The following is a 13,825-nucleotide window of genomic DNA, read 5'->3' on the forward strand; positions in this document are numbered from 1 at the left end:
TCCGATTCACGAAGCGGGTGGGTCAAAGCGGCCGTCGACTGCGGTCCAGCCGCCGTCGACGGCCAGGACGGAGCCGGTGACGAAGGTCGAAGCGTCCGAAGCGAGGTACACGACGGCGCCGGCCAGTTCGTCCGCGCGCGCCCAGCGGCCGAGGGCGCCTTTCTGGGCGTAGGCGTCGTACCAGTCGGGGCGCGCTTTGATCTGTGCGGTCAAGGGCGTCTCGACAACGCCAGGGGCGATGGCGTTGACGCGTACGCCGGACGGTCCGAACTCAGCGGCCGCTGTGCGGAACAGCTGCACTAAGCCGCCCTTCGTGGCTGCGTACGGGCCTTGGCCGGGTTCGACAGTGGTGCCGCGGATTGAGGAGAAGCCGATGATGCTTCCCCGGCCCTGCTCGACCATCGGGGCACCGAACGCGCGCAGCACCTCGAAGGCGACGCCCAGGTTCAGCTCCACCACGCGGTCGAATTCGTCGCGGGTGTAGTCCAGAAGGCGTTTCCGGACGTTGGTGGCTGCGGTCAGCACGACAGCGTCCAGTGGACCCAGTTCAGCAGCAGCGGCTTCGACGGCACCGGGGGCGAGCAGGTCGATCTCGTACGCTTCGCCGACGCCGGTCTCCCGCGCGGCGGCGACGTCCCGGTCCGCGCAGATCACCGACGCGCCGTGCGCGGCCAAGGCTCGGGCGGCTTCGCGGCCGATACCGCTGCCCGCGCCGAGCACGACGGCCCGGCGGCCGTCCATGCGGAACAGTTCGGCGTAGTTCACGGGCGCAGCACCGCCATCCTGGTCACGGTCAGCTCTTCGACGGCGAAGCGCGGCCCCTCGCGGCCGATCCCGGAGTCCTTGACCCCGCCGTACGGCATCGTGTCGGACCGGAAACCCGGCACCTCGTTCACCACTACCCCGCCGACCTCCAGCTCGTCCAGCGCGCGGAACGCGGTCTTCAACGAGCGGCTGTACACGCTCGCGTGCAAGCCGTACCGCGACGCGTTGACCACGGCGAAGGCTTCGTCCACATCGGACACTGTGCGCAGGCAGACGACTGGTCCGAAGATCTCCTCGTCCCAGCATTCGACGCCGTCCGGGACATCCGCGAGCACCGTCGGCTCCAGCACGCCGTCGCGCACCGAACCGCCCGCCAGCAGCCGGGCACCCGCCGCGGTCGCTTTGTCGACCCACTCGGCGACCCGGGCGGTCGAGCGTTCGTCGATCAGCGCGGACACTCTCGTGTCCGGGGAGCGCGGGTCACCAACGGTCACTTCGCCCAGCCGCGCAAGCACTCTGGAGGTGAATTCTTCAGCTATGGAAGACACCACCAGCACGCGCTGTACGGAAATACAGGCCTGCCCGGACGCGTAGAACCCGCCGCGCAGCACGGCGTCCGCGGCCGCGTCGAGGTCGGCGTCCTCGGCGACCACCAGTGCGGCGTTCGAGCCCAGCTCCAGCAGGGTCTTCGTCGGCGCGGCGTCGCGGGCGATCTGGTGGCCGACGGCGGCCGAGCCGGTGAAGGACACCGCGCCGATCCGTCGGTCCGTGACCAGCGCCGATCCGACCGAAGCGTCTCCGGTGACCAGCTGGACCATCGCGGGAAGATCGGTTAGCGAGCGGACCAGGTGCACCAGCCACAGCGTCGCCAGCGGGGTTTGCGGCGCCGGTTTCACGACCACCGGACAAGCCGCCGCAATCGCCGGGGCGATCTTGTGCGACGCGAGCAGCAGCGGGTAGTTGAACCCGGCGATGCCGACGACCACTCCAATCGGCTTGCGCTTCCAGAACCCGACCAGTCCGTCGCCGGACGGCAGCAGGTCGAGCGGCACGGTTTCGCCGTGCAGCCGCGACACTTCCTCAGCCGCGGCCTCCCAGGTGACGATCGTCCGCGCGACCTCCACCTGGCAGTCGACCAGCGGTTTCCCGGTCTCCAACACGAGCAGCTGCTCGAACTCTGCTTGACGTTCGCGAATCGCCGAAGCCACGTCGTTGAGCAAGGTGCGGCGAGTCCGCGAAGGCAGCGAAGCGACTTCGCGAGCCACTGCCACCGCTTCGTCCACAGCACGCGAAGCCAGCGCGGCAGTGCCGACCGACGCGTTGCCGATCACGCTGCCGTCGTAGGGAAACACGACGTCCGCAGTATCCACTGTGGACACCCAGCCGGGACCGACCGGCAGGCCGTCCGGGTAGTCAGGCATCCGTTTCTCCCTTCAACCGGGCCAGCTCGGTCCGCAGATTCGGCGCGGCGGCCAGCAGTTCCCGGGTGTACTCGTGCTCCGGAGCGGCGTAAACCTGCTCGACCGCACCGATTTCCACGATCTCCCCGCTACGCATCACCGCGACGCGATCGCACACGTGCCGCACCACGCCGAGGTCGTGCGAGACGAAAATCAACGTCAGCGAAAACTCTTCGACCAGCCGGGCCAGCAGGTCCAGGATCTGCGCGCGCACCGAAACGTCCAGCGCGCTCACCGGTTCGTCCGCGATCAGCACGCTCGGGTTCGGCGCGAGCGCGCGGGCGATCGAAATCCGTTGCCGTTGCCCGCCGGAGAACTGGTGCGGGTACCGCATCGCCGCGTCCTCGGGCAGCCCGACCGCGGTCAGCAACTCCGCGACCCGCTCCGGCGACCGGCGGCCGAGCGGTTCGGACACGATGTCCCGCACGCGCATCCGCGGATCGAGCGAGCCCATCGGATCCTGGAACACGATCTGCATTTCGCTGCGCAGGAACCGCAGTTTCCGTTCGGGCAGCGAGTCGATCCGCTTCCCCTGGAACGACACCGAGCCCGCGGTCGGCCGGTCCAACGCGGCCAGCAATCGCACCAGCGTGGACTTCCCGGACCCGGATTCGCCGACGATCCCGAACCGCTCACCAGCGGAAACGTCGAAACTCACGCCGCGCAACGCATGCACGTCCCGCCGCGCATACCGCCGTTCCAAATCCCGTACGGAGATCATCGCGCCCCCTCCAGATCGGAAGCCGCGAGCAATCGCTGCGTATAAGAATGCTGAGGCGCGGTCAAAACCTCCCGCGTCGAGCCATGCTCCACAATGGACCCGTCGAGCATCACCAGCACCCGGTCGCACATCTGCGCCACCACCGCCAGATCGTGCGTGATGAACAGCAGGGAACTCTCCGTCGACAGCCGCTCGCGAATCAGGCCGAGAATCTGCGCCTGCACGGTGACGTCCAGCGCGGTGGTCGGCTCGTCGCAGATCAGCAGCGCCGGGTCGTTGGCCAGCGCGATCGCCAGCACCACCCGCTGCCGCTGCCCGCCGGACAGCTGATGCGGATACGCCCGCGCGACGTCCGGCAATCCGACCGCGGCCAGCAGTTCCTCCGCCGGACGCCCGCGACGGCCGTGCACCCGGAACGGCTCGGTGACCTGCCGTCCGATCCGCATCGCCGGGTTCAGCGCCGTCATCGGCTCCTGAAACACCATCGCCATCCCGTTGCCGCGCAACCGAGACAGCTCCTTCTCGGACGCACCGAGCAGCTCCCGATCGTCCAGCCGCACCGAACCGGTGGCCGACAATCCTTCCGGCAGCAGGCCCAGCACGGACAGCGCGGTGAGCGATTTCCCGGACCCGGATTCGCCGATCAGCCCGACCCGCTCGCCCGCGCCCAGCTCGAACGAAACCCCGCGCACCAGGTCCGCGACCTGCAGGTTCTCCACGGTCAGCGTCATACCCGCGCCGCCAATCGGGGGTCGAGACGGTCGCGCAGACCGTCGCCGAGAAGGTTGAAACCGAGCACTGCCACCGCGATCGCGACACCGGGCACGAGCGCCAGCCGCGGGTGCGCGGTGAGCAGCTCCTGCGATTCCTGCAGCATCCGGCCCCACGACGGCGTCGGCGGCCGGGTGCCGAAACCGAGGAACGACAACGCCGCTTCGGCCAGCACCGCGATCGCGAACGACACCGACGCCTGCACGATCAGCAGCCCGCCGATGTTCGGCATTACGTGCGACCAGGCGATCCGCGTCCGCGACCGGCCGCCCGCCCGCGCCGCCAGCACGTATTCGCTGCTCATCACCTGCAGCGAGCCCGACCGCGCGATCCGGGCGAACGACGGGATGGTCGCGATGCCGATGGCGACCATCGCGGTGAGCGTGTCCGCGCCGAACACCGCGCCGAACATGATCGCCAGCAGCAGCGCGGGAAACGCGAGCACCAGGTCGTTCACCCGCATCACGAACTCGCCGAGCCACCGCGGCGCCATCGCCGCCAGGACGCCCAGTGGCGTGCCGATCACCGCCGCGATGCCGACCGCGACGACACCGACGTACAACGTCGTTCGCGCGCCGACGAGGATCTGGCTGAAGACGTCGCGACCGAATTTGTCCGTGCCGAAAAGATGCTCGGCCGAGAAGCCCAGCAGCCGGTCCGCCGCGTTGACCTGCACCGGGTCGTACGGAGTCCAGACGAACGACACCAGCGCGGCCACCACGACGAGCGCGACCAGTATGCCGCCGAGCAGGAGATTTCCGTTGCGGCGCATCAGGACCCCCGCAGTCTCGGGTCGAGCACCGAATAGAGCACGTCGACCACGAAGTTCACCAGCAGCACCCCGGCCACCAGCACCAGCACGATCCCTTGCACGGTCAGCAAATCGCGCTGCGCGACCGCGTCCAGCAGCATGCTGCCGAGCCCGGGCAGCACGAACACCCGCTCCACCACGACCGCGCCGATCAGCAGCGTCGTCAACTGCAGGCCGAGCACGGTGACCACCGGGACGGACGCGTTGCGCAATCCGTGCCGGAACAGCGCCTGACCAGGCAAGAGTCCCTTCGATCGGGCGGTGCGGAGGTAGTCCTGGCCGAGCGTGTCGAGCACCGCCGAGCGGACGTAGCGCGTGAGCACCGCGCCCTGCACGAGACCGAGCGACAACGCCGGAAGGACCAGGCCGCGCAGGAATTCGCCCGCGTTCTGGTCGGGTGGCGTCCATCCACCGCTCGGCAGCCAGCGCAGCTGCACGGCGAAAATCTGCACCAGGATGATCCCCGCGAGGAACGCCGGGATCGCCACGCCGACCTGCGACAGCCCGGAAACCGCGACGCCGCTGGCTTTCCGATGCCGCACCGCGGCGAACGCGCCAGCCGGAAGAGCGATCACCAGCGCGACGATCATTCCCGCGCCGACCAGCCACAACGTGACGCCGAGCCGGTCGAGCAACTGCGGGCTGATCGCCTCGCGCGTGACGTACGACCGGCCGAAGTCGCCGTGCAGCACCCCGCCCATCCAGCTCAGGTACTGCTCGACCAGCGGCCGGTCGATGCCGAATTCGGCGCGGGTCTTCGCGAGCAGTTCGGGCGTCGCGTTCACGCCGAGCGCGACCTGCGCCGGATCGCCCGGCAGCACCGCCATGAACAGGAACACCACAATGGACGCCACGAACAGGCTCACCGCGAACACGGCCACCCGCCGCAGCACGCGCGCGGTCATGCGGGCCTCACCCCGGTCAGATCGAAGGACTCGCTGACCTGGTTGCGCGCGAGCCCGGTAACTTTCTTCTTGGCGACCACGACGTTCGGGAACAAGAACAGCCAGTCCGCGGCCGCGTCGGCGTTCAGCTGCCGCGCGACCTCCTTCATGTCGCTCACCTGCTCCTGCGGGGTGCCGCTGTCCGCCGCGGCGAGCAGCTGCTGCACCCGCTTGTTGTCGTAACCCCAGTAGTACTTGGGTTTTCCGAACGTCGAGATGTCGCGGGCTTCGACGTGCTGGATGATCGACAGGTCGTAGTCGTGGTCGGTGAAGACCTGCTTGAGCCACACCGCCGGGAAGTCGAGCGGTTCGATCGTCGCGGTGACCCCGACGTCCGCCAGCTGCGATTGCACCACCTGCGCCGCCGACACCGCGTACGGCAGGTTCGGAATCCGCAGCCGCAGCTTCAGATCGTGCACGCCCGCCTCGGCGAGCAGCTGTTTCGCCTTCGCCGGGTCGTAGGAATAGACCTTCGACAGGTCCTCGTACCACGGGTCAGTGGGCGGGACCATGCTGCCGATGAGCGTGCCGCGACCGCTGAAGACCAGGTCCAGCACGGCTTTCCGGTCGATGGCGTAGGTGAGCGCGCGGCGGACGCGCACGTCGTTCAGCGGCGCGCGCCGGCCGTTGAACGCCAGCGTGACCTCGCTGTTCGTGGTGCCCTGCTGCACGGTGAACCGGTCGTCGCCCTGGAACTGCGGGATCGAATCGGCCGACGTGAGATTGGAGATCACGTCGATCCCGTTGGACAGCAAGGCGTTGTTGAGCGCGGTCGGATCGGCGAAGTACTTGAGCACGACCGTGCGATACGCCGGTTTCCGTCCCCAATACCGCGGATTCTCCCGCAGGACAATGGAATCGCCGCGACGACGCGAGGCCACCTCGTACGGCCCGGTACCGACCGGACGGTTCGCCAGATCCGCGACGCCGGTCGGGCTGAACATCGCGCCGAGCCTGCTGGTGAGGCTGAACAGCCAGCCGTTGCTCGGTTTCGCCAGCACCACGCGAGCGTGATCCGGCGCGACGACCTCGACGTGGTCCACGACGTCCATCGCCGACTTGATCGAGATCGTCCAGTCGGTCTTCACCCGCATCAGCGAAAACTGGACGTCGGAGGCGGTGAACGGCGCTCCGTTGCTGAACGTGACGCCCTGCTGAAGCTGGAAGTCGTAGGTCTTGCGGTCCGGGCTGATCGTCCAGGACTTCGCGAGCAGCGGCACGATCCGGCCCTGCGGGTCGAGCTTCACCAGGCCCTCGTAGACGTTGTAGAGCAGCGCCTGCGGGATGGCCACGCCGTCGGAATGAGTGAAGTCGAAGTTCGCCGGTTCCGCCGTGTACCCGACGGAAAGCGTGTCCGGACCTGGGGAAACACTCGCACTGGAGCCTGCCGAGCAGCCGGACGTCACGAGCAGCAGCGCCAGTGCCGCCGCAGTGCTCCGGGCTTTCATTCCGCCTCCTGCTCAGTACACTGGTCTGACCAGTAACTCGGACAGCAGACTCGCATCCGGAAGACACCGAGGTCAAGATGAAGTTCGAACCGGTGGCTCCGGTCCGCGCCTACGAGCGGATCGTCGAGCAGATCGAGGAGGCCGTGGTCAGCGGCCGCCTCAAGCCCGGCGAACGGCTGCCCGGCGAACGGGAGCTGATGACGCAGTTCGGCGTCGGCCGCTCGACCGTGCGCGAGGCGCTGCGGGTGTTGCAGGCCGCCGAGCTGATCCGGTCGCGACCGGGCGATCCGCGCGGACCCGAGGTGCTGGCCGCGTCCCCGGGCGCGCTGCACCGGTCGATGCACCGGCTGGCGCGCGCGGAACACGTCGGGCTGGCGGAACTGCTGCAATTCCGGATGGTGCTCGACGGTTCGTCACACCTGCTGGCTGCGGAACTGCGCACCGCCGAGGATTTGACCGCGCTCGACGGCGCACTGGAAGGAATGGCGGAGGCGGACGGATACGCCGAATTCAGCCGCGCGGACGTCGCATTCCACGACGTCATTGCCCGAGTGTCGCGGAATCCGCTGCTGGTGGTGAGCGGCGAAGTGGTCCGCGGCGTGGTGCTGGAATTGATCGAGGACAAACTCAGCCACGCCAACGACCGCGGCACGCTGATGCGTTCCTGGCTGCGCCACCACGAAGAGGTGCTGAACGCGATCCGCGCCGCCGACGGGGAGTCGGCGGCGCGGCTGGCGCGGCAAGCGCTGTATGACAACTACTCGGAGTACGTGCCGAAGGAACAGCGAACGCTGCTCACCCCGTTGCTGACCTGAGTCAGGAGACCAGGTTCGCGTACACCACGATGTTGTCCTTGTAGCTGTGCTCGGCGTGGTCGAACACGCCGCCGCAGGTGATGAGGCGCAGCTGCGGCTTGTCCGTGTTGCCGAAGACGGCCTGGGTCGGGAACGTGTCCTTGGGGACCTGGTCCTTGTGGTCCACGACGAACTTCAGCTTCTTGCCGTCGCTGCGTTCGATGTCGATCTCGTCGCCCGGGTTGACGTCCTTGAGCTTGTAGAAGATGCCCGGCTTGTGGTTGCCGTCGACGTGCCCGAGCACGATCGCCGGGCCCACGTCGCCCGGCACCGGCGAGAGCCGGTACCACGCGGCCTGCATCGGGTTCTTCACCGACGGCACCGAAATCTGCCCGTCCTTGTTCGGCAGGACGGTGATCAGCGACGATTTCGCGCCGATCTTCGGGATCTCGACCGAGGTCGGCCGCAGTCCGGTGAACGGCTTGGTCACCGGGACCGCCGCACTGGCCGGGGCCTGCGCGGCGGGCGCCGCCGGGGCGTCCGAACCGCCGCACGCGCTCAGCGAGAGGGAGAGGAGCAGAGCGCCCGCGAGAGCGACGCCCTGCCCGTACTTCCTGGTCATCAGGCGGCCATGCCCCCGAAGCCGGTCTCGATGCCGTGCTTCGGCGCGTACTTCACCTGCGAGCCGCCCTGGCCGCCGGTGGTGCCGGCCGAACCAGCGCCCGCGCCGCCCGCCGGGGGAAGCGTGCCGCCATCGGTCGGTTTGCCGCCGCAGGTCCACTCCGCGCGCACGGTGCCGCTGTCGAAGGAGACGCCGTCGTGGCGCTTGACGAGCCACTCCCAGTAGCGACCGTCGGTCTCGTCCTGGTGCGGGCCCTCGAGGAGGTCGAAGTCGTTGGAGCGCAGGCCGGTCGGCTCGCCCGCCGCGCACGCGATCACGACGACGCCGAGGTTCTCGTCGAGGTCGACGCCGTAGCCGGTGTCGTCGACGTACGGCGGCTCTTCCGGAGTGGAGGTCTCCGAGGAGGTCGGCGTGGTCGGCTTGCTGGTGTCAGTCGGCTTGCCGGTCTCGGTCGGCTTGCCCGTCTCAGTCGGCTTACCGGTTTCGGTCGGCTTGCCGGTCTCCGTCGGCGCGCCGGTCTCGGTCGGCTTGCTCGTCTCGGTCGGCTTCCCGGTCTCGCTGGCCGGGGCCTCCGAGGTGGGAGCCGTCTCGCCCGAGGTGGCCGGAGCCGAGGCCGAGGGAGCCGTACCCGCCTCCTGTGCGTTCGCGGCGGGCACGACGGTGAGGCTGATCAGGGCGCCCGCGAGCACTGCGCCCGCGAGTCTGCCCAGGGTCTTCTTCAAGATGATTACCCCTCTGAGGAAAAGCGCGATGACCCCCACCGCGCGTGCTGATCCTGCCGACATTCAGCCCAAAGGGGTAACTCTTTAGCTGGTGATTAATGACACGAGAGAAAGCGGTAACGAAAGCCTTCTCGGTAGCGATGATTCCGCCCGATCGCCGGGAATCCGGCCCGTCGTGCCCATACCGTAACAGTTGCGAGGCAACCCGCACAGCCCTCGTTAAGGAATGGCGGAAATCAGCCGAGCGCGGTCAGCAAATCCCGCCACAGGTCTTCCGGGTCTTCCAAACCGATCGAAAACCGGATGAGCCCCGGCGGCACGCGTTCCTCGCCGGGCAGCCACGCACGCCGTTCCACCAGGCTTTCCACCCCGCCAAGGCTGGTCGCGGGCCGGATCAACCGGACGCTCGCGCACACCTTGTCCGCGGCGTCGGCATCGGCGACCTCGAACGCCGCCATCATCCCGAAACCGGGGTAGCGGACCTTGGTTACCGCCGGGTGTTCCGCCAACCGGGACACGAGCAATTGCGCGGTGCGAGTTTGCTCGGCAAGACGAACCGGAAGCGTCCGCAAACCGCGCAACGCGAGCCACGCTTCAAGCGCACCCGGCGTCGCGCCGACCCGAGTCCGCGCCGCGCGAAGTTCGTCCACAATGTCCTGATCGGCCGCGACCGCGACGCCGAGCAGAAGGTCGCTGTGTCCGCCGATGAGCTTCGTCGCGCTGTGCACAACGATGTCCGCGCCGAGCGACAGCGGTTGCTGGTGCAGCGAAGTCGCGAAGGTGTTGTCGACGACTACGCGTCCCCTAGTGCCGCGCGCGATGGTCTCGATCTCCATCACGTCGAGCGTCGGGTTAGTCGGCGATTCGAGCCACAACAGATCGGCGTCGCAGTCGAGCCACGCCTGCGTGTCCGTCGGCTCCAATTCGGTGACCGTGAGCCGACCGAGTTGCTGCGCGTGCTTCAACGCTCCGCGCGTGACGGCGTAACTGAACGACGGAACCGCGACCGTCGACCCGACCGGCAACGAATCCAGCACGGCGGACAACGTCGCGACGCCAGACGCGAAAGAGACCGCGGTGCCGCCTTCGAGGGACCCGACGACCTCTTCGAAGGCATCCCAGGTAGCGGTGCCGTCGGAGCGGGAATACACCGCGTCACCGCCGGCCTCGAAGGTGCTCGTGGCCACGATCGGCGTGTTCAGCGGCTCGCCAGGGCCGTGCGGCCGGCCCGCCGCGATCGCGCGGGTCCGCGGAGTCCAGTCGTCCATGCGGACACGGTAACTTCGCGACCGCCGAAACGGCAGGCGACGAATGTCACCAGGTGGTCAGCCGTTCCACAAAGTGGGCGATACCCAGAGCACAAGAAACCGCCCCGGCCGATCCTGCTGGCCGGGGCGGTTCCGCAACGACCGCGGTCAGTGCGCGTAAACCTCGAACTCGTACAGCGAATACCCGTACTTGGTCCCGCGCGTAACACCCTGCATCCGAACGAACCGCGCGTCCGAAGGCGCGAACGAGACGTTGTCCGCCCCGCCGTTCCCGTCTGTCACCACAGCCGCGTCGTGCCAGTCGGTGCCGTCGGTAGACAGCTGGATCTTGTATCCCTTCGCGTATGCCTTCTCCCACGACAGCACCGCTCGCGAAACCTTCTGCACCGAGCCGAGGTCCACGGTGATCGACTGGTTGTCGCTCCAGTCGCTCGCCCAGCGGGTGCCGGGGTTGCCGTCGACCGCGTTCGAAGCCGGGGAGTTGTAGAAGCCGGTTTCCGCGCTGGAAGCGTTCACCGGCTTGCCCGCCGCGAGGTTCGAGACGTTGTCGCCGCGATGCGCCGGGTACTCCACGACCTGCTGGAACGTCGGCCGGTTCTGCGTGCTGATCTTGCCGTGCGCAATGCCGCCCAGCGGACGCTGGATGATCGAGTCCGCGCACCACTGGTCGCCCGCCGAGCAGTCGGCATCGCCCGGGTACACCGTGTTCGCGGGCTGGCCGGCGGCCGCGGTCAGCGAGTCGACCAGAGTCTGGCGGCACGCGGTCAGATCGCCGCCACCGCAGAACTTCGCGCCGAGCGGACCCGCGACCGGCTGTCCGAGCGCGGTGCGGATGTCCTTGCTGACGTACCCCCACCAGCCGTGCTGGTACGCCGAACCCTGGTGCGGCTGTCCGACGTGCTTGCCCGGCGTCTCGTTCTGGAAGCCGGACGGGCTCTCGTTGATCTGCAGCACGTTTGTCATCGCGCCGAACGCGTCGTCGCCCATCGCCGGTTTGAACTCGCCGGTGACCAGCAGCGGCCACCACGCGTCCATGATCCGGATCGCGTCCGCGTCGTTGTAGGTCTTGCTGCCCGGACTGGACTCGACGCGCTGGTGTCCGTGCTGCATCCACGTCTTGAGCTTCGCCTCGGCGTCCGCCGCGGCACCGGTAAGCGGGGCCTTATCCAGCACCTGCAACAACAGCGGCAGCACCTTCTCCGCCCGCAGGTCGGCCAGCGCGGCGTCCTCCATCGCCTGGGTCAGGTTCACCCGGGTCACCTTGGTGCCGCTGGAAAGCAGCGCCTTGACCCGCGCGTCGAGCAGATCGCCGCGGTGCACGGCGGACTTGTCCGCGCCGCCGGACGCGTAGCCATTGGACTGCGCGTTGTTCCAGCTGATGTAGTAGTCCTGGTTCACCGACTGCGGATGTTCCGACGCGGGCGTGTAGTCCGCCTTGTTGCCCGCCGGGTTCCAGCCCTTCCAGTCGAACCCGCGATCGCCCCACGCGGGCATCATCGGGTCCACAGTGGAATTGCGCACCGGGTTCGCGCCGGAGTTGAAGTACGCGATGTCCTTCGAATCCGCGTAGAACCAGTTGAAGGTGAAGTTGACGTCGTTCGCGGCGCGCTGGAAGTCCGCGGCCGATTTGACGAAGCCCGGGTCGTTGAACTCCTGGAACCCGATCAGCGAATCCACCTCGTGGAAGTACGAGGACCGCAGCGACGAGTACGCCACCGGCTTCCCGTCCACCGTCGCCCGCGAGGTCACCGGGCCGTACTTCGTGCGGTAGCTGCGCAGGGTGTAGGACCCGGCGGCGGTGCCGTCCGCGACCGTCGGCGACCAGGCGTTCTTGCGCTCCACGGTGTCCATCGGGAGGCATTTGCCCTGGTAGAGGTAGTAGTTCGAGTCCTTTGTGGCCGGTTTGCCGCTCGGGTCGCACAGCGGCAGCGCGTAGGTGTCGATGATGTCCTGCGCCGCGGTCGTCGCGCTCCACGAGTAGTCCTGGCCGCGCCCGAGCAGCACGTACATGCTGAGCCCGGCGAACGACGCGCCCCGCGCGCTGATGCCCGGACCCTGGATTTCCTGCAGCAGCAACAGCTGCGGCGCGAAGTACCCGGTCTGCGGACCGAACACGGCGACCGGATGCCCGCTGGCGGTCTTCGCACCGGACACCAGCAGCGCGTTGGACATGCCGTGCTTTTCCTTGAGCATGTTGCCCGGCAGCACGCCGTTGTCGAACATGCCGCGCGCGGACTCCTGGTCCTTCGGCGCGGCGACCTTGACCTTCGGCTGCGCGGCGGCGGCCGAACCGGTCGGGTCGAACACGAGCTGCTGGTTCGTCACCGAGCCCTTGTCCGGCAGCGCCGCGCCCTGCGGGTTCGCCGGAGTGTTGCCGTACGGGAAGTTCTGCCCGTCGTGCAGGGTCTTCACGGCCTCGGGATCATCCGCGGCACGCAGGCTCTGCCACACCTTTTCGCCCTGCTCGACGCCGTACTTCTCCTGCAGCGCCAGCTTCGCGACCGCGTTCTGGACCTCACCGCCACCGCCCGCGCCGAACTGCGCGCCGACCACCGAAGCGAGCACGACGAGGTCGGTGAGCTTGAACGGTTCGATGGTGCCCGCGTTGGTGATCGCGTCGACGTGCCCGGTCAGCACATATTCGCCGGGGAAGTACCGGCCGTTGTGCGAATCGGTGATGTATTTGTTGATGCCTTCGATGTACGCCTGCGCGTCGGCGAGACCCTGCTTGCCGCGCGGACCGCTCGCCGCCACCGCGTCGATCTGCTGCTGCAGCTCGTCCTCGGTGTAGGGCGCGGAGGCGAAGAAAGACTGCTCCAGCTCGCGGTTCGCTTCCGCGCCGCCCGCGTACGACGTCAGCTGGCCGCGGCCGACGCGACGCATGATGTCCATGAGCCACAAGCGATCCTGCGCCGCGGCGTATCCCGCGCCGTACTCGGTGCCGGACCGCGTCGTGCCCTGGATGTGCGGGACGCCGGTGGCCTTGTCGCGCGTGATCGTCACGTCGTCGCGCGGTTTGATCGTGCTCGCGACCTGGTCGGCGGGCACCCCGAAGGACGAGTCGTTGAAGAATTTGCCGATCGTGTCGGTCGTCAGGGTCTGGTACCCGCCCGCCAGGTCGGCGTATTTGCCGAGCTGGTCGTCGGCGTGCCCGGGCTGGGTGCCGAACGCCTTGTTGGCGAGGATTTCGGCGAGCGTCGCGCTGCCGTTCTCGCCCGGCGGGAGGATGTCGTTGCACTGGCCAGCGCAATAGTCGTTGCCGGGCAACGCGGCGGAAGCCGGTGCCGCGGTCCCGATCTGCACTAGCCCGGCCGTGAGCACGGCTACCGCGCCCGCGGCCAGGATGGGAATGCGTCGTCGCATGCCACAGCTCCGTCCACGAAGGATGCCCCAGGGTGACCCAGCGCACGCTACCGACGGGTAGTGCACATGTGAAGAGTTTTCGCGTTTATCCCCTCGTTGGGAGTAGTCCGTCTGGCGGTACTCCATCCGGCGCAGC

General features: G+C 68.2%; 12 protein-coding genes. 1 reads left to right on the plus strand and 11 read right to left on the minus strand.

From position 1 onward, the window contains the following. Positions 1-6 precede the first annotated feature (6 nt). Genes EIZ44_RS06860 through EIZ44_RS06890 form a run of 7 tightly spaced genes read right to left on the minus strand, consistent with a single transcriptional unit; the run spans position 7 to position 6,920 of the window. Positions 7-765 (minus strand): SDR family NAD(P)-dependent oxidoreductase, encoded by a 759-nt coding sequence (locus EIZ44_RS06860; RefSeq protein WP_134728016.1) that lies wholly within the window; start codon positions 763-765, stop codon positions 7-9. Then, entirely contained in the window at positions 762-2,186 is a 1,425-nt protein-coding gene (locus EIZ44_RS06865) for an aldehyde dehydrogenase family protein (protein WP_134728017.1), read from the minus strand. Before EIZ44_RS06865 ends, EIZ44_RS06860 begins: the two co-directional genes overlap by 4 nt. Further along, the gene (locus EIZ44_RS06870) at positions 2,179-2,946 is read right to left on the minus strand and encodes an ATP-binding cassette domain-containing protein (RefSeq protein ID WP_043831298.1); all 768 of its coding nucleotides are present in this window, start codon (positions 2,944-2,946) and stop codon (positions 2,179-2,181) included. The genes EIZ44_RS06865 and EIZ44_RS06870 overlap by 8 nt, the downstream gene beginning before the upstream one ends. Continuing rightward, positions 2,943-3,677 carry an ATP-binding cassette domain-containing protein gene (locus EIZ44_RS06875; protein WP_134728018.1) on the minus strand — a complete coding sequence of 245 codons (735 nt, stop codon included), beginning with the start codon at positions 3,675-3,677 and terminating at the stop codon, positions 2,943-2,945. Before EIZ44_RS06875 ends, EIZ44_RS06870 begins: the two co-directional genes overlap by 4 nt. Then, entirely contained in the window at positions 3,674-4,489 is an 816-nt protein-coding gene (locus EIZ44_RS06880) for an ABC transporter permease (RefSeq protein ID WP_043831301.1), read from the minus strand. The genes EIZ44_RS06875 and EIZ44_RS06880 overlap by 4 nt, the downstream gene beginning before the upstream one ends. Next, a complete protein-coding gene (locus tag EIZ44_RS06885) occupies positions 4,489-5,433 on the minus strand; it encodes an ABC transporter permease (protein WP_043831302.1) in 945 nt (314 codons plus the stop codon). Before EIZ44_RS06885 ends, EIZ44_RS06880 begins: the two co-directional genes overlap by 1 nt. Then, entirely contained in the window at positions 5,430-6,920 is a 1,491-nt protein-coding gene (locus EIZ44_RS06890) for an ABC transporter substrate-binding protein (protein WP_043831303.1), read from the minus strand. Before EIZ44_RS06890 ends, EIZ44_RS06885 begins: the two co-directional genes overlap by 4 nt. A 77-nt stretch (positions 6,921-6,997) precedes the next feature. Here EIZ44_RS06890 and EIZ44_RS06895 point away from each other — a divergent pair, with 77 nt between their 5' ends. Next, positions 6,998-7,735 carry a FadR/GntR family transcriptional regulator gene (locus EIZ44_RS06895; RefSeq protein ID WP_037809227.1) on the plus strand — a complete coding sequence of 246 codons (738 nt, stop codon included), beginning with the start codon at positions 6,998-7,000 and terminating at the stop codon, positions 7,733-7,735. Between the two features lies 1 nt (position 7,736). Here the strand turns inward: EIZ44_RS06895 and EIZ44_RS06900 are convergent, their stop codons facing one another. The 4 genes from EIZ44_RS06900 to EIZ44_RS06920 all read right to left on the minus strand — a co-directional run bounded on the left by EIZ44_RS06900 (position 7,737) and on the right by EIZ44_RS06920 (position 13,689). Continuing rightward, entirely contained in the window at positions 7,737-8,336 is a 600-nt protein-coding gene (locus EIZ44_RS06900; protein ID WP_037809225.1) for a class F sortase, read from the minus strand. After that, positions 8,336-9,058 (minus strand): hypothetical protein, encoded by a 723-nt coding sequence (locus EIZ44_RS44605; protein ID WP_037809479.1) that lies wholly within the window; start codon positions 9,056-9,058, stop codon positions 8,336-8,338. Before EIZ44_RS44605 ends, EIZ44_RS06900 begins: the two co-directional genes overlap by 1 nt. A gap of 236 nt (positions 9,059-9,294) precedes the next feature. Then, positions 9,295-10,326, minus strand: a complete 1,032-nt coding sequence (locus EIZ44_RS06915) for a trans-sulfuration enzyme family protein (RefSeq protein WP_134728020.1) — start codon at positions 10,324-10,326, stop codon at positions 9,295-9,297. A 147-nt stretch (positions 10,327-10,473) separates the two neighbouring features. Continuing rightward, positions 10,474-13,689: a penicillin acylase family protein gene (locus EIZ44_RS06920; RefSeq protein ID WP_134728021.1), complete on the minus strand. Its 3,216-nt coding sequence runs from the start codon at positions 13,687-13,689 to the stop codon at positions 10,474-10,476. Positions 13,690-13,825 lie beyond the last annotated feature (136 nt).

Origin of the sequence: Amycolatopsis nivea (genome assembly GCF_004522235.1) — a bacterium.
Lineage (GTDB): Bacteria > Actinomycetota > Actinomycetes > Mycobacteriales > Pseudonocardiaceae > Amycolatopsis > Amycolatopsis nivea.